Here is a 19935-nt window from a genome sequence, read left to right on the forward strand (position 1 = left end):
TCTTCTCTATTCCTTGGATATAAAGTCTTATTTGTTGTTTTGCCAACTTTTTCATGCTGGAACATTTTAGTAAGGAGCCTGTATGAAGACAGCTTTGATTGTGGAAGATGACCTAATGAATGCTAAGATTTTCTCGAAAATTTTGCAGAAGCGAGGCGGGTTGAATGTGCGGCACACCGAGAATGTGGATGAGGTGATGCAGATTACCCAGGACGGCGAGGCAGATATTATTTTGATGGATGTGTCGTTGTCGCGAAGTATGTATCAAGGAAAGTTAGTAGATGGAATTAAAATTACCCAAATGTTAAAAAGTGACCCCAATACCGCTATGTTGCCGATTATTTTGGTGACTGCCCATGCCATGGAGGGCGATCGCGAAAATTTTCTGAAACAGAGTGGTGCAGACGGTTATATTTCTAAGCCAGTGATTGATCATCAGGCATTTGTCGATCAGGTCTTGGCTCTGCTGCCAACTTAGGTAAGGCGTTGACGTAGCCTCTCCCAAGGAGAATCGCAATTTCTTAGCATGACGCGAACAATTCAGGGGCATCACCAAAAAATCTTAGAAGAACATAAGTACTACCCTAAACCAAATTTAGTCAAGCGTCTCAACAATTTTGAGTAATAGATCTTATAAAAAATTGCATTTTTATTCATATTTTTACCCATAAAGAAAGGGCACAGTCCTCTATGCCCCAATGTGCGATCGCATAACGCAATCTCTCACGATTGATTTTTGGTTTGGATTTTCAGTGCTTCTCAGCTTCAGTCCGAATCTAGTTACTTGCTGCATCAGATGACTTAGCACGACGGCGACGTTTCAGCGCCAGAATGCCGCCACCAATCACAGAGCCAATAATGGTCGTTGGCTCCGGCACAGCCGCAACTCCTTGGAGGTTTGAACCATCTCCGATCTCGCCCAGCAACGTGGCTGCACCTGAGCTTAGATCAATGTTGTACAAGTTTGAACCCGCCGTTGCAAAGGCAATATCCGTGCCATTCTGTGTGAAGATATCGAACCCGACTAAGTTAGTGCCCAGTGCAACACCCAGCGATCCAACCGTGAACAGTCGTCCTGTGTTAGGAGACACAGGAGTGTTGGGATTTCCCGCCTGAAAATTAAGGCTACCTTGACGCACCAACACGTTCAAGAGCGGATCAATTCCATAAAGGGTCGTAGCGGTGACGCCAGCGATGTTATTCGCATAGGCAGCCGCTACAACGTTAGCAGGCCGACCAAAGTTGACATCTCCAGCGGCAAAGGCAAGCAAGGCATCGGGTGAGTTTGCAGCTTGTGCGCCCGTGACTGGGCTCAATCGCAAGTTTTGACCCGCATTGCTAGTTACACGAATTAAATCTGGAACAGGATTAAAGTCAACACCAAACGCGTTGCCGCTTAAGCCGGGGCTAAAAGGAGCCGCGCCCACTGCCGTTGCTGCGCCAGTTGCGGTATTGATCGAGTACACGCGGCTAGTACTGCCAACTCCGAACAGCCCACTGGTAGAGGGACGATAATCAATGCCAACAAGCGACTCGCCCGTTTGAAGTCCGGTAACTGCAACTTTCCCAGTTACAGTGCCAGGAGTGTTGGAGTCGAAGAAAACTAGATTATTTTGCAGATCCAAACCCGTTAGACTCACTGCCGCCGCTGGATTAGCGACACTCATTACATCGAACATCGTTACCGCAGCCGCTAAAGCGACGGCTGCACTTGATCTTTGCAGGCTCATTTGAACTCTCCAGATGGTAGTTTTCTTGGTCTGTGTTGCAACTGAAGGACTGGTTAAGCAAAATTGCTTAGACCATCTTGCTGAAGTGACTTACGGATGCGGTCTTGTCACAGACGTATATGGACTAAAGCTTTACAGAAACTTTATTAACGAGCTCCACAGGCGGCGAATTATAAAGTTCTGATGAAATGCCAAAAGAAAACACTCATTAAAATTACAGAGAGATCAGTTGCGATGTCATGACAAAAAAACTTTAGGTCTCAGATAAGCGCTTGACGTCTTTTCCACTCAGTAAGTCATGGGCTTTTTGCAAGATGGTAAGAATTTTATCGGCGTGGGGACTGTTTGTTAGATAAGGCTTGAGCGAGTTGACATCAATTTCATTGACTTTGGCACCGGGGAACCAGTGGCTTGCCTGCCCCAACAGGTTGTAGCGCATGGCGGCATATTCGGTTAGGTCGAAGGCGATCGCCAGGTTCCACAGCCACAGCACGACCGGAATATTCAACCGACCCGGCGTTTCATCATGGGTAGGCAATCCCACATGCCAGGTTTTGTACCAATCTTCGCCCAGCCGATCGATCGCGGCTGACTCTAGCCTCTGCAAAATTGGCGGCAGCACTTCATTGGCGCGATCGATCAACTCCAATGTCTTTAAATGTTCATCAAAATCTTGGGGTCGAGCCGCACCGACGCTGAGCGTATGAATTTGCGGATGGCTCAGACAAAATAAATCATTAAAAACAATCGGGCTAAGCGGCGCACAGAGATCTACTAAGCGCTGGGGCGGACTATACAGCATTCCTCCTTTATCGGAGGGGCTGATGATGAAAACGCCCATATCCTGACGAGTGGCGGCGGCTACAGCATCCCAGTTGCGCTGATTAATGTAGTACCAATGCAGATTCACATAGTCGAATTGTCCGGTTTCGCAGGCACGGACAATCACTTGCGGGTTTGCCGCATGAGTCGAGAACCCCACATGGCGGATTTTGCCCTGCTGCTGCAAATCGCGAATCACCTCCATGCAGCCACCAGGACGCACCACCCACTGTAGGATTTCGTCAGTATTGATCCCGTGCATCCCGAATAGATCAATGTAGTCCAGCTTTAGATGCGCCAGGGATTGCTCTATCGTTTTGCGAAACTCTTTGACGTTCTCTTTGGGGGAAGTTTTGGTTTGAATAATCAACTTTTCGCGGGGAAACTGGTGCAGCACTTGCCCAAGCTGCATTTCTGAACTGCCGTAGCCCCGCGCTGTTTCAATATGGTTGATGCCGACCTTGAGCGATCGCGCGATCGTTGCCTCCAAATTTGCCTGATTATCCGCCGGAATACTTTTTAGCGCTACATCCTGCCATTTGTATTGATATCGCATTCCCCCGCAAGAGAACACAGGCATTTGTAGTTCAGTCCGTCCAAAACGTCGGTAAAGCATAGGGGTTCGGAGTTGGGATGTCAGGCTTCAGGGTTGGGGATACAGAGTTCGGGGTTTCAGGTTCAAAACTCCGCACTCTGCACTCCCCACTGCCTCTTAACTTAGCGCTTAATCTCCCGCACGACAGGCTGACCATCAATCACTTCGCCCACTAGCACGAGGTCTACCATGTTGACGAACAAGCCATTTTCTAGCACCCCAGGAATGTTGTTGAGGTTTTTTTCGAGGGCGACGGCATCATCAATGCCATTGGCAAATTTCACATCCAAAATCAAATTTCCCTGATCAGTGACAACGGGACCTGATTTTTTGACGCCCATTCGTAACGTCACTTTGCCGCCTAAGTGTTCGATCGCTTTAGTCACTGGGTTCAGTGCCTTCGGAATCACTTCAACAGGCAGCAAAAAGTTCAAATTCAGCTTATCCACTAGCTTGCCGCTGTCTACAATCACAATAAATTTCTTAGAAAAAGCTTCCACGAGCTTCTCTTGGGTATGGGCGGCACCACCGCCTTTTATCAAGTTCAAATCAGGATCGACTTCATCCGCTCCATCGATCGCGATATCAATGCCGTCAATCATATCCAGCGTCGTGAGTGGAATGCCGCATTCTCGTGCCAGCACTTCCCCTTGAAATGAAGTGGTCACGCCTTGAATATCTTTCAGGTCGCCCGATTTCAGGCGATCGCCCAATGCCTGAATCATAAATGCTGCGGTTGACCCAGTTCCCAGTCCTACAATGGAACCAGATTGCACCATTGCGGCGGCGGCGGCTCCAACTTGTTTTTTCATCAACGTTACGGGGTCAAGTTCTGCACTCATCGGGTTTCCTTAGGTGTTTAGAGGATCTCAGTTTCCATTCGTCAGTCTACTATTTTGGTGTCACCTTCTATGACGCAACCGAACGATTCTCAGGCAGACTATCAAAAAGCTCTTGACCTAACGCCAGCAGAATACCGCCAGCAGATTGAAGATGCAGCGACACCAATCGAGATGAAAGTGCTACAGCTGCATCAGCACGGGCGACAATGGGCAGATAAGCAGCAGTTTGAAGCGGCGATCGCCCACTACAACCAGGCAATTGATGCTCAGCCCAATTATTATCCGGCATGGAGCGATCGCGCCGATGCGCTGAAGCAGTTGGGGCGCGATGAGGAAGCCCTCGCCAGTTACAGACAGGCTATTCAAACGAATCCTGATTACTTGCCAGCGCTCAAAGGGGAGGCAAGCCTGTTGAGCAAACTAGGACGCTATCACGAAGCATTTAAGGATTACACCGCTGCAATTGAGCGAGATCCGAATGACTATTCACTGTGGCGCGATCGCGGTGTAGTGTTGTTGCAGTTGGAGCAACAAGCGGAAGGGCTGGCAAGCCTGGAAAAGGCACTAGAGCTTAACCCTGATGCAGCGGAAGTGTGGAGCCTAAAAGCACTGGAAATGGCACGACTACACCAGCGCGAACAGGCTTTAGAAAGTTGCGATCGCGCCATTGCGGCTGATCCGAAAGAGCATTCTGCTTGGCGACTGCGAGGCTTGCTATTCAAAGAAAAACAGCCAGACGTAGCTTTAGAAAACTATGATAAAGCGCTAGAACTAAATCCTGATGATGCCGAGCTATGGATCTATAAAGCCAAGGCACTCAGCCATTTGCGTCGTGAAGAGGACGCAGTGATCAGCTACGATCGCGCTTTAAAGCTACTGCCCCACGAGTTTCATCTGTGGTATCAACGTGGGTTATCGTTGCGACGATTGGGGCGCTTTGAAGGCGCGATCGCCAGCTTTGACGAAGCCCTTTCACTGAACCCATTCTGCTATCCCGCTAGCCGCAGCCGTTTATATAGCTTGCTGACGACAGGTACACTGGTCAGCCATTTACTAGGCAACTGTAGCGTTGCAGAGCAACAACGTCTGTGGCATGATTTGAACCAAATCCAGACCGTGTTTGTCAAACGCAAGTTACCCACGTTAGTGGTGATTGGCTTAGTTGCCCTGTTTAGCACCCATAGCCAGAGCATCGCCCTGCTAGTCGCCAGCCTATTTGCAGGCGTTGCAGTGTGGAGTGACCTGATTCGAGAAGCCGAAAAGTAGACACCACCATGGTTCATCTTGCCAAGATTCTCATCTATCCGATTAAATCCCTCGATGGCGTCGCGGTAACCAAGGCAACGCTGCTGACGAGTGGAGCGCTGAAGGGCGATCGAGAATTTGCCATCATCGACTATCAGGGCCAGTTTGTGAACGGCAAACGCTTTCCTGCCATTCATAAACTTCGCGCCAATTTTGATCTGGAACAGCGCACCGTTTCTCTACAGGTTCAAGATGCCTCAGAATCGCTCAGTTTTCGTTTAGACGGCGATCGTACCCCTTTAGAAAGTTGGCTAGGCCGCTACTTCGGCTTTCCCGTCAAACTCATTCAAAACCCAGAAATGGGCTTCCCCGACGACACAGAATCTCCCGCTCCAACCATCATCAGCACTGAAACAGTAGAAGCAGTTGCGGCATGGTTTCCGGTGAGCGTGGAGAACATGCGATCGCGCCTCCGCACCACCCTAGAAATTGCCGCCGAACCCTTTTGGGAAGAGCAGCTATTCAGCACCGCAGGCAACCTGGTTCCCTTTCACATCGGCGCGGTTCAATTCTTGGGCGTAAATCCCTGCCAGCGCTGCATCGTTCCCACCCGCGACCCGCTCACCGGAGAACCCTACCCCGACTTTCAAAAAATGTTTGTAGAACACCGCAAAGCCACCTTCCCCACTTGGGCAGAAGCCTCGCGGTTTAACCACTATTACCGTTTGGCAGTCAACACCCGCACCCACCCCTCCGAAGCTGGAAAAACAATCCAAGTCGGCGATTTGATCACGCTGTAAGCAAAAGTTATAGTTGGAAATTTTTTGATAGGGTGCGATCGCCTAAGCTGTGAAGGAGAAGCGCGATTGTCCCATTACTTCAAATGTTGAATCTAATTACTCGGACGATCGCCTTATTCACTTTGCAAAAGCTGATCAATCTTGTTTTCAATTGTGTTGAGTTTTCGCAAGATAGTCGGACGTTCTTCATCCAAACGGCTCAATAAATTAATAACTCCTTCCTGAAGATCTGTTAATTTCAGGATTGCCGTTCTCATCTCTATACGCTCACTAGCGGCTGCTTCAATGGCTCTGGCATTTGAAGCAATCAGTTGTCTGAGTTCATCATCCGTCATTGTAATTTTCCATGTTTGATTATTCTGTTTTTATCATAAGCAGGAATGCAGCCTGAATTTCGGGATGACGAGTTTAGGAATGCAATCGCTCTATTCAACCCACGAGCAATCGCCCATTGAACTCCAAATAATACGGAATTGCGGAAGGCAGTACTTTTTGACCAGATTAAATTGCTTGAATCCAATCAAAGCCCACTTTGCCTTGAACTATCACAGGATGCTGCATCAACCATTGGCACCGCTTGACTAAGACATCCTCTAAAGCATCAAGATTGTCAAACACTTGATTAGCGATTGCTTCGCGCAGCAAAGACCAGACACATTCAGTGGGTTGCAGTTGGAGGGTATAGGGCAATAGCGGGTAGAAGAAAATGCCGGGGGGCACCTGAAGTTTTTGGCTCATATGCCACGCGGCCTGATCAACCAATAGAATGATCAACTGCTGACGATGGGGATTGACCTGAGCCGCAAATAGCTCTAACGCCATCTGCATCATGGAGACATTGGCACGGGGCAATAAAAGGAAGTAGCTCGCTCCAGTGGCAGGATGGACAAAACCATAGGTGTAGACCCATTGATAGCGGCGAGAATGATGCGCTGATGGGCGTTCTCCTATGGGTGCCCAAACCCGCCTGACAATGGGTTGCAAGCCTAATCGAGCTTCGTCTTCCGCCCAAATTACAATCTCCCGATTGGGAAACAACGAGCGCAACCACGCCACATGACCTGCTAATCCTGCTTTGAACTCTGCTTGCTGCTCAAGGGTTGCGCTTTGATGATGCACCGGACGCGGCACCTGCAAGCTCAACCCCAAACGTCGTAGATACTTCCAGGCTGTTGAGGGGTGTAAGCAAATGCCAAAGTAGGTTTCGATATACTCCCCAACTTTCGGTCCACTCCAGAGTCCGCCATCATCCGGGGCACTCTGTAAGCGTTGCCGCAATAGCCGTTGCTGTTCATCACTTAAAGCCAACCGATTGCCCCCAGGGTTCAAGCGTTGCCGATTGACTAGTCCGACCGCACCCTCGGCGTTGTAGCGACGGGCAATTTTCCGCACTCCACTACAACTGAGTCCACAAATCTCAGCGGTTTGTTCGATGCTCATCGGAGTCTTTGGATGACTGAGCAATCGAATCACCAACCAACGGTTTTTCTCGCCAGCATCTTGGCACTGAACATACCGCTGAGTTAGATCTGCGTAGTCTAGATGAGGGCTAATTTGAGTGCGGGGTCGAGGCATGGACAGAGTACCTTTTTCATCTTGCTAAATGATACTCCCCTACTCAATTCCGTATAATTAAGCGATCGCCCAACGCTATGTAAGCCCTAAATGAAGACTCAGTGGAAAGCAGTAAATTCGACAAGAATGATGGAGTTTAGATTGAATCAAGCGATCGCCGCTATAAGGAGCATTTGGGCGAGAACTTATCCTTGACGCGATCGCTGATGAACTCGGCATGAGCCAATACTATTTTGTCTTGTTTTCCCCTGCTGTCGTTTTAGCTGCAACCAGCATTGGGCGCAGTTCGGGCTGCCTGCTAAATTTCCAAATAATGCCATCAACGCAGTAGTGATAAAGGATGATCATGGTGAAAGGCATAAACAACCACAGCCACACATCTTGATAAAGCAGTCCCTTTAGCTCAATCACCCCAACGACAACACCGTAGAGCAGAGCGATCGCTAACCCTTTGAGGGCAACGTGCTTTAGTGCAGGAAACTGTTGAGTTTGATAGTGCATCATCCAACCGTGATACTGCACATCGTGATAAACCGTTTCTAACGCTTCTGCCACTAAAAATGGGGTAGCAGTGACAAAGAAGATTAGGTAGTGAGTAGACAACACTGCCAGCATCAGCAAAAGCTTGGGGAGATTTAACGGCTCTTTACGCCACCAGCGCACCAGTTGCCGCAGCAGAAACAGGGCAAGAAAACCGATGAAAATCGCCCAGATTATTTCTACAAAAACATCAGGAATATTAGGAAAGTTGCACTGAAAATCTTTATAAATCACAATGGGTGCTTCAATGCCAGAGTAATCATAAAAAAAGCAAGCAAACATCCCACTATAAAAAGTGCCAAAATCTAGCCAATCATCCAGGCGATTTCTATCTTGGTTAAGGTTTTTATAGGCTTTTAAAAATCCATAATGTTGGCGAATAATGTGATAACTGCCAAACAGTGCAGCAAACACAATCAGTTCAGCTTCTAACTTAAGGCTAGTCAGCAGAAAGCCCATTGCAATTAAGTATCCAAGCCCCACAGTATGAATAGTTTTATGTCGCTTAAACTCAATGCGATCGCCATGAGTGCGCGAAAAAGTTTGAAAAATATGGGGCTGATCGAACAGTGCAGAAAACAGAAAGTAAGTAATTAGAATTGAGTCGCCCTGAAGAAAGAAATGGAACTGATCTGCAACGTGATAAAGTCCAAAAAAAAACAGGGTAAAAACACAGCTTCCAATGAAAAAAAACAGATCGTAGCGTTGGCTCACTATCCAGAGATCGCTGACTAGCGGAAGATAGGGCTTGAACGCCTGAATTTTGGCACTAGGAACCATCGAATTGTGGAATAAAGGATTTTCCTTGAGCAATTATTTGCTCAGTTGAGCCCATGCAAAAGTGCTAACAACCAGGGTTATCAGCAGTTTATCAAGCAGCCTTTCATCTTCCTAGCAATCCACGCCGATAGGTCAGGAAACCCCTATGGGTTATAGCGTCCCCACCTTAAAACAGTTGTGAGTGCATAAATCACAACTGCGCTCCCCACGATGGATGGAATGATAGGAACATTGACAACATTCCAACTTAAAAACGGAGCCGCAACACCATATTGAGTTTTCAGCAAATGATAACCCCAAGCACCAAACCACACTCCAACAAACCCAACCAACACTAGACCAAGAAATTTTCCTGGAACGTGGCGAGGAATTAAAAAATTTCCAAGCAATCCGCAAACAGAAGCGATGACCAATTGCACCGCCAAATAGGAGAGATCCATAGCACCTCCTCAATTTTTGAGGAAATAGGGTTAATCGTGGCTGCACCCTGATGACAATAAAAGATATGTATTGATACTCTAACGTCCGAAACTAAGTCCTATCCGGATAACTAAGCATACCCACTGTGTTGAAAATTTCACTCAATTTGTGGAGTATGGAGCGTTCAATTCAATGAATTAATGTAATGAACTAATGTGTTTTCTCCATCAGCCAAAAATGTAATTAAAGCTAATGCTGATCCGTTCTTCATCGCTCAGGTTGGGTTCTACACCATGCCTGAGCCAGCTTGGAAAGATCAGCAGTAGTCCTGCTTCGGCAACATGGGCGATCGCGTCAGCCGTAAAAGCAGTATAGTTTTGCACCGTCGGCTTATAAAAAGTGCGCGCTGCTCGAGGATCGTAAAACATCAAATTGCCAGACTCTTTGGGCGCTTTAACATAGTAAACGCCGCTAAATAAACAGTTAGCATGGTCGTGAATTTTATTGCTAGCGTGCTTCGGGTTAATGTTTGCCCAGCAGTTTGCTGCCTTCATGCGGACATTTTCATACCCCATGGCAACGGCAGCTTCCGCGATCGCCGAATCGACCAATTCCTTAAATGGTTTCAACTCATCTAAGGCAAACAAATTGCCTTGGCTATGCCAGCCCAAAACATTCGATACTGCTTGCCCATTGGTATCGTGCGATCGTTGCTGTGAAATAACCTGAAATAGCCCTTGGTCGAGCAACTCGTGTTCATGCAGCTTAAAAACAAATAGCGGCGTTGGAAATAACTGATGACAGTTTGCCGCCCATTTTTCACTCGTCATTACTTAGACCTGCTACGGCTAAAATGCAACTATCCAAATCTCTGTACATAAAAATGCTTAATGATTCTAAATCTGGACAATCAAGCCAAACTTTATCCAATTGTCCTTCTTTTTTGAATTATTCAGTTTATGCCGCCGTCGCTTTAGCGATAGTTTGCACTCTGAATATCGTTTAGGCGTGCCTCTGGACGAAGAAATCGATCCATTTGCGCCTCAAAAAATTTGCGGTTTGCCATCAAATGCTTGGGATTGGGATCATCCAGTGGATACAGCAATGCCGATCGCAACGCTTGAATGACAGCGGATGTAACGCAATACATCGATCGCTGAAAGGTAACTCCCAATTGAATCAGCATGTCATCTTCACCACGGCAATGCTCTTTGTAGTAATCCACCAGATAGGGCGGCAAAAAGTGGAGCATATCTTGAGCTAAAAGCGTGGGAGGAATGCCTGCCGTGCCCACCGGAAATAGGTCGGCATAAAGTACGCCGTAGTGAAAATCTTTTTGATCGTCAGGGACTTGCCCTGCTTGAGCATTGTAAGACTTGGTGCCCCGGAAGGGAGCCGTGCGATAAAATACTGCTTCTACATAAGGCAGTGCCGCTTCATATAGCCAAGTGAACCCTTTGGACTTGGGAATAATTTCGTAGCACTCACCTTTAACATAGACATGGTGATAGATGGGGCGACCCGCGATCGCAAAAATTCCGTTGGTCAAAAAGTTCATGGCATCCGGAACGCTGGCAATTTTACCCTCATCGTACAAATCTGACATTTCAAAGAAAACGGGAGCCATCACTTCCCAAAATAAGCCCAAATTGGCATAGTAGGAAGCTTGGCGGCACTGCTCCAAAAACATATCTGGAAAGAGTTTGTACAAACCCAACATTGCCGGATTGCCTTTGAAGTAAGCCCGAATCGCGCGATCGGCGTTGGCTTTATATTCATCGCTATCTAAATAAGGGTCAAATTGATTGACGGGCGCATACATATTTCGGTGCCACAGCATCGCCTGCATACAGGCTTCAGCAAATTCCATGTTGATGCGATCGTGCCAAAGATGATGCAGCAGACGAGGCATATTTTTCGTTTCGCCTTTCTGGATGAATTCCTCTAGTTCTGGGTGAACGGTTGCCCGCCCTCGCCAAATTCGCAGGTCAGCATCGTCGCCTGCATAGTGATTGTGACGTTGCAGATACTCATCCGAAATAAAGTACTTGAAAAACGGCAAAGGATTCAGAAATACCTGTTCGCCAATATATAAAAGATCGCGCCAGTAAAAATCCATCGGCACTGCATAAGCTTTGTAGATGCCGATGATTTGCATCAAGTTTTCTGGGGTATCGGGCAGCATCGCTCCCCCCGCTTCCAACCGATAGATAATGTCAGCGTAAGGATGGTTGGAAGGAGGAATTTTAGTGGGTGGGGCAGACATGTTCATAAGACTGAGCAAGTGGAGGATAGGATTTTATAAAAATGCGGAGTGTGGAGTGTGGAGTACGGAGGTAAAGAGATTTTTGGAAGGCTTGCAGCGATCGCCATAAAGTCCTACACAAAAATTTCTGTTGTCAGATTTTCTAAGTTCACAGATGGTCAGCATTGTTCAAACTTTGAGCGATTCCCGTGAGGGATGCACTTTGCAAAATCGCGGGTGGGTTCATCACTTGGCGATTGATTGGAGCCGCTGCCACGAGTGCCGCAGTTGTGGTTTCGCTCCACCGCACTAACCAGGTTGGCTGAATGCCCAAGAAAACGATTAACCCAGTCAAAATCAAAGCGGGAGTCTGCTCCCTCCAGGTAACGCGAGGATAGTAAGCCGTTTTAGTGTCTAGCCGACCGAAGCAAGTTCGGTTCAGCAAAATGACAAAATAAACGGCGGTTAAACCAGTTCCACCCACACACAAAAGGGTTGGCAGCGGAAACGCCGTAAAGCTACCTTGAAACACAAGAAACTCGGCAACGAAACCGACCATTCCGGGAATCCCTGCGCTTGCCATACCTGCTAACACCAACAGAGAACTGGTTAGCGGCAATCCTCGAATCGGGTTGAGCAGCCCATTCAACACATCTAAGTCACGAGTGCCAACTTTCACTTCAATCACACCCACAATGTAGAACAGCAGCGCCAAAATCAAGCCATGGCTAACCATTTGCAAGACGGCACCCACCATACTCAGCGAAGTCAGAGCCGCCATTCCCAGCATTACGTAGCCCATATGTCCGATGGAGCTATAGGCAACCATGCGTTTAATATCTTTTTGGGCGATCGCTGCCAATGCCCCATAGATCACACAAATTGCCGCCAGCCAAGACAGCGCGGGTGTCACTAATAACCAGGTTTCAGGAAATAGACCAATGCCAAACCGAACCAAGCCATAGGTGCCCAGTTTTGCCAGCACACCACCCAGCAAAATGGCGGTAGGAGTTGACGCTTCCACGTAAGCGTCGGGTAACCAGGTATGCAGCGGGATCAGAGGAATTTTAATGCCAAAGCCAATCAGCAATAAGGTCAGCAAAATTAACTGAGTTCGCTGCGGCAAATCAGCCGTAGAAATGGCGTTGTAATCAAAACTGCCAGAACCAGAAAGCCAAACTGTCGCCAAAAACGCCGCCAGAATGAGGATGCCGGAGGTTGCCGTGTAGATCAAAAACTTCATTCCGGCATATTCGCGTTTGGTGCCGCCCCAAATCACGATCAATAGATAAAACGGAATTAGCTCTAACTCGTAGAACAAAAAGAACATCAGCAGGTTTTGTGCCATTAATGCTCCTGCCATGCCTGCATTAATCAAAAAAACTAAGGAGTAAAACAGACGAGGACGTTGCATCATCTGACCTTGGGCAACTAGAGACTCTGCGCTGTAAATTACCCCTAAGGTCAGCAAGTTGCTCAACATGACCAATGGCAGTGATAAACCATCGACTGACAAGGAATAGTTAATGCCCAATGTGGGAATCCACTGTAGATATTCCTGCATTTGCATCGTGGCGGTGGAGATGTCGAACTGGGTAAACAGAGCCGCCGTCCACAACAAAAGCACACTAGCGATCGCAATCGCGCCTAAACGAAACTGACTAGCAGCGATCGTTCCCGGCAAGAAACCCATCACAGCAGCACCGAATAAAGGCAACCAAATTAAGGTACTAAGCATAGGTAAAAAGGATGATGGATGGGTACTAACCAACGGTTTGATGGATGAAATTTGCCGCGAATATAAATGCCATGTTGGATAAGAGGGGGAAACACAGAAAAAATCCAAGCAGCACCACGCCAAATAAAACAGTGAGGGCATAAAACTGAGACTGCCCGGAAGTGCTGTATTTCAGATTTTGTCCGCCAAAAATAGTGACAGAACCAAATAAATTCACTACACCATCTACTAAATATTTATCGATCCAGGAGGTGAGGCGAGAAATCAAATCGATTCCAAACACAAAGCTAGAACGATATAGCGTGGGTGTATAAAAGTCGTATGCCACAAGATTTTGCAGAGATTGCACCGGAAAGCGAACGGGTTTAGGAACGACGTTGCCTAAATAAACCAGCGCGCTCAAACTGCCGCCAAAAATGCTAGACCCGATCAGCAGCACCGCCAAGCTCGTATCGATGTCTACCCAGCTTGGCAAAAGGTCGCAGGCTTGCAGCACCAAAGGCAAATGTAACGTGAAACCTAGCAGAACCATCATGGGCAGCATCATGGGCCAGTGTACTTCGGGCGATCGCTGTGCCATTGGTTTCGCTTTCCCAGCAAACAGCAAACAAAATACTCGTGTTAGCCCAAAAGCAGTCAATCCATTCACCAACAGCAGCACACCTACCAACCAGGGATGAGTCTCTCGTAACCCATCAACCAACTCCAACAGCGCCCAAAAGCTGCCAAAGGGTGGAAATGCCACCAGCCCCAAAGTCCCCACAATAAATGCCAACCCAGACATGGGGCGACGAGACCACAATCCACCCAACTGAGTCACATTTTGGGTCACGCTATTCCAAATAATGCCACCAATGCTCATAATCAGCAGCGACATCGAAATTGCATGGGTGAACACGAGCATCAGTGCGGCTTGAGTTTGCCCTGTGCCCACCGCCATAAACACAATCCCCATATAAGCGCTGACGAGATAAGACAGGGTTCGCTTCACATCAATTTGTGCCAGCGCGATCAAAGAACCGCCTACTGCTGTGACGGCACCAATAAAAACCGTCGTGGAAAGGACAAAGGGCGACAACGCTAAGATCGGCTCTAACTTGACCAAAACCCAGGCTCCCGTAGCCACTACCACCGAGTTCCGCAAGATTGTCGAAGGAATTGGACCTTCCATTGCTTCATCCAGCCACAGGTGCAGCGGAAACTGGGCGCATTTGCCCATTGGACCCGCAATTAAACCCAATCCAATTAAGGTAATGACAATTGGATCAACCTCCGCCGTGGTTGCCCATTTAACCATCTCAGAAAAATTCCAGGTGCCTGTCAGAGGATAGATAGCAATCACCGCCATCAGCAGAAATAAGTCACCAATCCGCTTGGTCAGGAAGGCATCGCGTGCCCCAGTGACAACGAGCGACTGATTAAACCAGAAGCCCAGCAAAAGATAGGTGCCCAGAGTCAATATCTCTAGAATGATGTAACTAAAAAACAGGGAGTTGCATAAGACAAGAGCCGTCATCCCCGCTTCAAACAACGCCAGCAATGAATAGAAGCGTGCCCAGCCCCAATCCATTTCGAGATAACCGATCGCAAAGATCTGTGCTAGCAAATTTAGTCCGGATACGAGGGCGATCGCGCCAACAGTGAGTGACGAAACCTGCACTGGAATCGTCAAATCCAATCCAGCTACATTCAGCCATTGAAAAGATATTTCATAGGCAGGCTGATTCCATGTTGCTGGCAATGCCAAAAGTGCATGAACAAAAGAAAGCAGAGTCATCGCCGCGTTAATGTATCCAGCGGGACGAGGACCGGTACGTCGAGTAATAGAAGGAAACCAAAGAACTGACAATGACGCACCAATTAGCGAATAAAAAGGCACTAGCCAGATAGTTTGAACGAGTGGAGGAGCCATTTACCCACCTCATATGAATCAGGAAATTTTAAGTACGGAAAAATTAGGATGGCTTAAGAAAACAAGAAACCCTAAATTTATGCAAAGTATCAAGTTTTTTCAATCTTTAACTTAAATACTATTTAGCATAGTCAATGTCTAAAGGTGAATATGCCTATTCAATTAATAATAGAACGATTGGCTCTATTGCCGGCCACAACAGGCATCCAAACAAACATCAACATCTACAATGAGTGTTATGACTTTTATTTAATCAATTCGCTCATTGAAAAAGCTCTCACAAGCTATCAATTAAACTCTATACATGAATAACTATTTTTCAATCTAGTCTAGTCCAGGTATTTAGAGCTTACTTGACTTAAAAAAGCTTGTTTTTCCAAGCATTATTTAACGGTTTAGATCTACTGTTTAACCTGAGCTTTATAGCTGGCAAAAACGATCATTCCACTGATTAAAGCGAACAAACTATCCCATCAACATAACGGTATCAATTACATGAATAATGCCATTGTCTGCTTCTATATCGGCTGCCAAAACAGTTGCATTCTTAACTTCAAAAGTGTCTGAGCAGTCAATCGGAATAACAGACCCTTCAACTGAGGTTACGGTGCCCAGCTGAGAGAGATCAGCCTTTGTCAGCTTGCCAGAAACGACATGAAACGTAAGAATACGGGCAAGCTGAGGAGTATTTTGAACTAACGTTTGAATCGTTCCAGGTGGAAGTTTAGCAAATGCATCATCATTAGGAGCAAACACTGTGAAAGGTCCTGGACTTTTGAGGGTTTCAACTAACCCTGCGGCTTGGACCGCAGCAACTAGTGTGCTAAATGATCCAGCGCCTACTGCAATATCAACAATATCAGGCATAGTTCTATGAGCTGCAAAGTACAGTGATTTAAGATCCCAATTTAACGATCAATAAGAAAAATGATTGTTCTTCAATATCGAATCAATCTCCATAGAAATTATGGTTATTCATCGTTTAACCAATAGTCATTACATTGAAGATAATTAACTTGATTTATACTTTTCTTTGAGATCTAATGATTTGAGATCGCGACAAAACAGCATCTTTTCAGTAGAAGTAGGCTAACAACTTAATTCTGGTGAATAATCACCTTATTAGAGCTTATTAGCAATAGACCCAGAAAGTTTAAATAAGCGTTGCACGCAACAGAAATTAGCATTATTTAGTTTTTTTCAAAGAAAAACTTGGGCTATCAAAAATCTTGCTAAGCATCCATCTGTGCAACGCTGGTTTGGAAGGGAGATAGACTCTTGAAAATCATGATAACGTTTAAGTCCATAAACAAAAATCATTGTTTCCGATTAGAATAATCGAACCGAGTCTATGATTCTTACAGCATTTTGGGAGATCCGCTCTTGAGGCAAGCAACCCTCCATCAGCTTAAAGTTTTTGAAGCAGTCGCTCGCCAGAACAGTTTTACCCGAGCTGCCGAAGAGCTATTTTTAACACAGCCAACTGTCTCAATGCAGGTGAAACAACTCTCTAAAGCAGTAGGGTTGCCTTTATTTGAGCAAGTAGGCAAACGCCTGTATTTGACTGACGCGGGCAAGGAACTGTATACGACCTGCCGTGAGATTTTTGAGCGATTGTCAGAGTTTGAAACGGCGATCGCTGACATTAAAGGTCTCAAGCAGGGGGCACTGAAACTGGCGGTAGTGACCACTGCAAAATATGTGATTCCTCGACTCTTGGGACCCTTTTGTCAACGTCACCCAGGGATTGATGTGTCGCTGACGGTGACGAACCACGAATATGTAATTGACAGTTTGGCAAATAATCGCCACGACTTATATATTCTCAGTCAGCCACCAGAAGATTTAGATGTTACAGTCCAGCCGTTTTTAGAGAATCCTCTGGTGGTGCTGGCATGGCGAAATCATCCTCTAGCCAGTGAAGTCAATATTCCGCTGAAACGATTGGCGGAGGAAACATTTATCATGCGAGAACCCGGCTCTGGAACGCGCAAAGCCATTCAAAAAGTGTTTGATGACTCTGGCTTACCACTGAAAGTGAAGCTGGATTTGGGCAGTAATGAAGCGATCAAGCAAGCGATCGCCGGTGGGCTGGGTATTTCCGTGCTTTCTCTGCATACCCTTGCCCTAGAAGGAACCAACAGCCAACTCACTATTTTGGATGTGGAAGACTTCCCGATTCAGCGCTATTGGTATGTGATTTATCCGGCTGGCAAGCAGTTGTCGCTGATTGCCCAAACATTTTTCGATTATTTGCTGAATGAAGGCAAAGCGATCGCTGAACAAACCGCTTTTCAAGGTGTTTTTAGCCAGGGACGCAAGCCAGATGGACATGATGAGCATTGCAAGGTGTAAAGTTATTTTTGGGAAATGCGACTGTCTAGGATAGTCATCGAGATGACCTAAAAAAATCGACATGAAAAAAATCTTTTGATGGTGTTAGTTTCATAAACCCTCAATTTCAAGTTCTTAGCCTAACTTATGCAGCACAAGCAACGTTCTACCATTTGGAAAATAGTTGGAATGTATGCCCTGTTGGGGACAATCGCGATCGCCATGTTGATTCCGTTGGTGTGGTTGGTTAGCACCTCGCTGAAATCGCCAACGGAAGACCTATTTCAGTTTCCGCCGCGCCTAATTCCTAGTCAGCCAACGTTTCAGAACTTCGTCACGGTTTGGAAGTCCCATCCGTTCGAGCGCTATATCACCAATAGCGTGATTGTTTCGGTGTTGACGGTGGCGCTGAATTTGCTGTTTTGTTCACTGGCAGCGTATCCTTTAGCGCGGCTCCAGTTTCGGGGAAAGGAAGCAATTTTCACTGCGATCGTGGCGACCATCATGATTCCGTTTCAGATTGTGATGATTCCGCTGTATGTGCTGGCGGTGCAGTTGGGCTTACGAAACAGCTATCTGGGGATTATTTTTCCGGCGATCGCGTCTGCCTTTGGCATCTTTCTGCTGCGGCAAGCGTTTCAAGGCGTTCCTAAGGAACTCGAAGAAGCGGCGCGAATTGACGGCTGCACTGAGCTAGGCATCTGGTGGTATGTGATGCTGCCGTCCATTCGTCCGGCCTTAGTCACCCTGGCAATTTTCGTCTTCATCGGCTCTTGGAGCGATTTTTTGTGGCCTCTAATTGTGCTCGATCGCCCGGAATACTACACGCTGCCCCTAGGCGTTGCCTCCCTTGCTGGCACCTTTTCACTAGATTGGCGCTTAATTGCAGCGGGTTCTGTGATCTCTATTGCGCCAATTATCCTATTCTTCTTACTGATGCAGCGCTACATTGTGCCGACTGAAGCTGCCAGCGGAGTCAAGGGGTAATGACTAGATTTGGCTCAAACGCAAGGATCTTTGCATGTTAACTGCGCTGCTGTTTGATTTGGATGGGACGCTGGTAAACACAGACCCGATTCACTTCCAAACCTGGAAAGATATCTTGAAAGACTATGGGCTGACTATTGACCGCCCGTTTTACGAAGCAAATTTTAGTGGACGAACCAATGCGGCGATCGTCCAAGATTTGCTGCCCCATCTCACTGAATTAGAAGGTCGGCAGTTAAGCAATCAGAAAGAGGCGGAGTTTCGCAGCCGCACAGCCGGGGAATTGCAACCTCTCGCAGGCTTAAGTGAAATTTTGGTGTGGGCAAATGATCGGCAGTTAAATCAAGCTGTAGTGACTAACGCGCCCCAAGAGAATGCTGAATTCATGCTGCAAGTGTTGGGATTGACTCAACAGTTTGAAACAGTTGTGCTGGCGGAGACTCTGGAACGCGCTAAGCCTGATCCACTCGCCTACCAGGTTGGATTAGAGCGCTTGGGTGCTACTGCAAACTGCGCGATCGCCTTTGAAGATTCACCTTCTGGGATTCGGTCTGCGGTAGGTGCTGGCATTTTAACTGTGGGCATTGCTTCAACCCATTTGCGAGAGGATCTGTATGCAGTGGGTGCAACCCTGGTTGTGCCTGATTTTGGCGATCGCGCACTAAACGAGTTCTTGAACGACACCTTTTCGCGATTAGGGGCTGGGAGCTAAAGGCTGATTGATGCCAAACTGGGCGCTCGGTTTGAAAATAGTTTTCCAGGCAGCGACAGTGCCTTTCCCAATCTCGATATCGGTAGTTGCGTCGTTTTCCCACACTAGGCGAATGGTCATATTTTCTAAAGGTGCATTGGCAAGAGCCGCAGCGAGTTCAGCAGGAACGGTGCCCTGTTCGTAGGTGTAGACCTGATTATTAATCGCGAACTTGATAGTTTTGGGCGATCGATCAGTTTGATATTTGCGATAGATGGGCTCTTGATCGCGATACTGTACTTCGCGGCGTTTACCTTTTTCGGTAATCCACTTGCTGCGCCAAACCGTCTTGTAATCCACCACTTCTGAATGATATTCAGTGTAGGTGGCACGAATGCCTTGGGGTGCCCAGCTACTGACAAAAACAAATTTGCCGCCGCCATCAAAGTTTTTGTCGTAAACCAGCATTCCGTCAAAGCGATCGCTGACAACCTCCGACCATGCCACCTTTGAGTTTTGGGTCACAGGCGCAGGAGCAACCGCGATCGCTGCCGATGTCATGCTGACTGCCAACCCCAACCCTAAACCCATCCTCCAAACATGCTGTCTCATGATTCTCCTTTCGTGATGTGGTTTTTCTTAAGGTGATCTACAAGCCTGTTCCAAGCAAGTCCGTATG

The 19935-nt window shown here is 47.1% G+C and carries 19 protein-coding genes; 6 read left to right on the top strand and 13 right to left on the bottom strand.

Features of this window, described 5'->3' with window-relative positions; all coding sequences use genetic code 11:
* The first annotated feature begins 82 nt into the window (after positions 1 to 82).
* Positions 83 to 478 carry a response regulator gene (locus JOY44_RS00135; protein ID WP_171571790.1) on the top strand — a complete coding sequence of 132 codons (396 nt, stop codon included), beginning with the start codon at positions 83 to 85 and terminating at the stop codon, positions 476 to 478.
* A 298-nt stretch (positions 479 to 776) separates the two neighbouring features.
* Here the strand turns inward: JOY44_RS00135 and JOY44_RS00140 are convergent, their stop codons facing one another.
* The 3 genes from JOY44_RS00140 to rpiA form a co-directional block, all read right to left on the bottom strand.
* Positions 777 to 1730: a DUF4394 domain-containing protein gene (locus JOY44_RS00140; RefSeq protein WP_171571791.1), complete on the bottom strand. Its 954-nt coding sequence runs from the start codon at positions 1728 to 1730 to the stop codon at positions 777 to 779.
* Between the two features lie 253 nt (positions 1731 to 1983).
* Positions 1984 to 3168, bottom strand: coding sequence for an aldo/keto reductase (locus tag JOY44_RS00145; RefSeq protein WP_171571792.1), 1185 nt, complete (start codon positions 3166 to 3168; stop codon positions 1984 to 1986).
* A 101-nt stretch (positions 3169 to 3269) separates the two neighbouring features.
* Complete coding sequence (rpiA, locus tag JOY44_RS00150; RefSeq protein WP_171571793.1) at positions 3270 to 3989, bottom strand: ribose-5-phosphate isomerase RpiA; 720 nt, start codon at positions 3987 to 3989, stop codon at positions 3270 to 3272.
* A 69-nt stretch (positions 3990 to 4058) separates the two neighbouring features.
* Here rpiA and JOY44_RS00155 point away from each other — a divergent pair, with 69 nt between their 5' ends.
* Together JOY44_RS00155 and JOY44_RS00160 are read left to right on the top strand one after the other, a co-directional pair.
* Positions 4059 to 5255 carry a tetratricopeptide repeat protein gene (locus tag JOY44_RS00155; RefSeq protein ID WP_171571794.1) on the top strand — a complete coding sequence of 399 codons (1197 nt, stop codon included), beginning with the start codon at positions 4059 to 4061 and terminating at the stop codon, positions 5253 to 5255.
* 8 nt (positions 5256 to 5263) lie between these two features.
* A complete protein-coding gene (locus JOY44_RS00160; protein ID WP_171571795.1) occupies positions 5264 to 6034 on the top strand; it encodes an MOSC domain-containing protein in 771 nt (256 codons plus the stop codon).
* Positions 6035 to 6147: 113 nt separating this feature from the next.
* Here the strand turns inward: JOY44_RS00160 and JOY44_RS00165 are convergent, their stop codons facing one another.
* The 9 genes from JOY44_RS00165 to JOY44_RS00205 all read right to left on the bottom strand — a co-directional run bounded on the left by JOY44_RS00165 (position 6148) and on the right by JOY44_RS00205 (position 16111).
* Entirely contained in the window at positions 6148 to 6369 is a 222-nt protein-coding gene (locus tag JOY44_RS00165; RefSeq protein WP_171571796.1) for a hypothetical protein, read from the bottom strand.
* A gap of 166 nt (positions 6370 to 6535) precedes the next feature.
* Entirely contained in the window at positions 6536 to 7609 is a 1074-nt protein-coding gene (locus tag JOY44_RS00170; protein ID WP_171571797.1) for an IS630 family transposase, read from the bottom strand.
* Between the two features lie 228 nt (positions 7610 to 7837).
* Positions 7838 to 8929, bottom strand: a complete 1092-nt coding sequence (locus JOY44_RS00175) for a hypothetical protein (protein WP_171571798.1) — start codon at positions 8927 to 8929, stop codon at positions 7838 to 7840.
* Positions 8930 to 9072: 143 nt separating this feature from the next.
* The gene (locus JOY44_RS00180; protein WP_171571799.1) at positions 9073 to 9369 is read right to left on the bottom strand and encodes a hypothetical protein; all 297 of its coding nucleotides are present in this window, start codon (positions 9367 to 9369) and stop codon (positions 9073 to 9075) included.
* 207 nt (positions 9370 to 9576) lie between these two features.
* Complete coding sequence (locus tag JOY44_RS00185) at positions 9577 to 10179, bottom strand: TIGR02466 family protein (protein ID WP_171571800.1); 603 nt, start codon at positions 10177 to 10179, stop codon at positions 9577 to 9579.
* 143 nt (positions 10180 to 10322) lie between these two features.
* Positions 10323 to 11621 (bottom strand): CO2 hydration protein, encoded by a 1299-nt coding sequence (locus JOY44_RS00190; protein WP_171571801.1) that lies wholly within the window; start codon positions 11619 to 11621, stop codon positions 10323 to 10325.
* A gap of 142 nt (positions 11622 to 11763) precedes the next feature.
* Positions 11764 to 13332, bottom strand: a complete 1569-nt coding sequence (locus JOY44_RS00195) for an NADH-quinone oxidoreductase subunit M (protein ID WP_171571802.1) — start codon at positions 13330 to 13332, stop codon at positions 11764 to 11766.
* Positions 13333 to 13357: 25 nt separating this feature from the next.
* Positions 13358 to 15244 carry an NAD(P)H-quinone oxidoreductase subunit F gene (locus tag JOY44_RS00200; protein ID WP_171571803.1) on the bottom strand — a complete coding sequence of 629 codons (1887 nt, stop codon included), beginning with the start codon at positions 15242 to 15244 and terminating at the stop codon, positions 13358 to 13360.
* 465 nt (positions 15245 to 15709) lie between these two features.
* The gene (locus tag JOY44_RS00205; protein WP_171571804.1) at positions 15710 to 16111 is read right to left on the bottom strand and encodes a fasciclin domain-containing protein; all 402 of its coding nucleotides are present in this window, start codon (positions 16109 to 16111) and stop codon (positions 15710 to 15712) included.
* A gap of 516 nt (positions 16112 to 16627) precedes the next feature.
* On the opposite strand from JOY44_RS00205, the gene JOY44_RS00210 reads away from it, so the two are divergent.
* The 3 genes from JOY44_RS00210 (at position 16628) to JOY44_RS00220 (ending at position 19277) form a co-directional block, all read left to right on the top strand.
* On the top strand, positions 16628 to 17599 hold the full coding sequence (locus JOY44_RS00210) for a LysR family transcriptional regulator (protein ID WP_171571805.1): 972 nt from the start codon (positions 16628 to 16630) through the stop codon (positions 17597 to 17599).
* A gap of 126 nt (positions 17600 to 17725) precedes the next feature.
* Entirely contained in the window at positions 17726 to 18565 is an 840-nt protein-coding gene (locus JOY44_RS00215) for a carbohydrate ABC transporter permease (RefSeq protein WP_171571806.1), read from the top strand.
* 34 nt (positions 18566 to 18599) lie between these two features.
* Positions 18600 to 19277 (top strand): HAD family hydrolase, encoded by a 678-nt coding sequence (locus tag JOY44_RS00220; RefSeq protein ID WP_171571807.1) that lies wholly within the window; start codon positions 18600 to 18602, stop codon positions 19275 to 19277.
* On the opposite strand, the gene JOY44_RS00225 is transcribed toward JOY44_RS00220, so the two are convergent.
* A complete protein-coding gene (locus JOY44_RS00225) occupies positions 19260 to 19868 on the bottom strand; it encodes a hypothetical protein (RefSeq protein WP_171571808.1) in 609 nt (202 codons plus the stop codon). The two genes, JOY44_RS00220 and JOY44_RS00225, sit on opposite strands and share 18 nt — an antisense overlap.
* Between the last annotated feature and the right edge of the window lie 67 nt (positions 19869 to 19935).

Source organism: Leptolyngbya sp. Cla-17, from assembly GCF_016807185.1.
GTDB lineage: Bacteria > Cyanobacteriota > Cyanobacteriia > Leptolyngbyales > Leptolyngbyaceae > ULC077BIN1.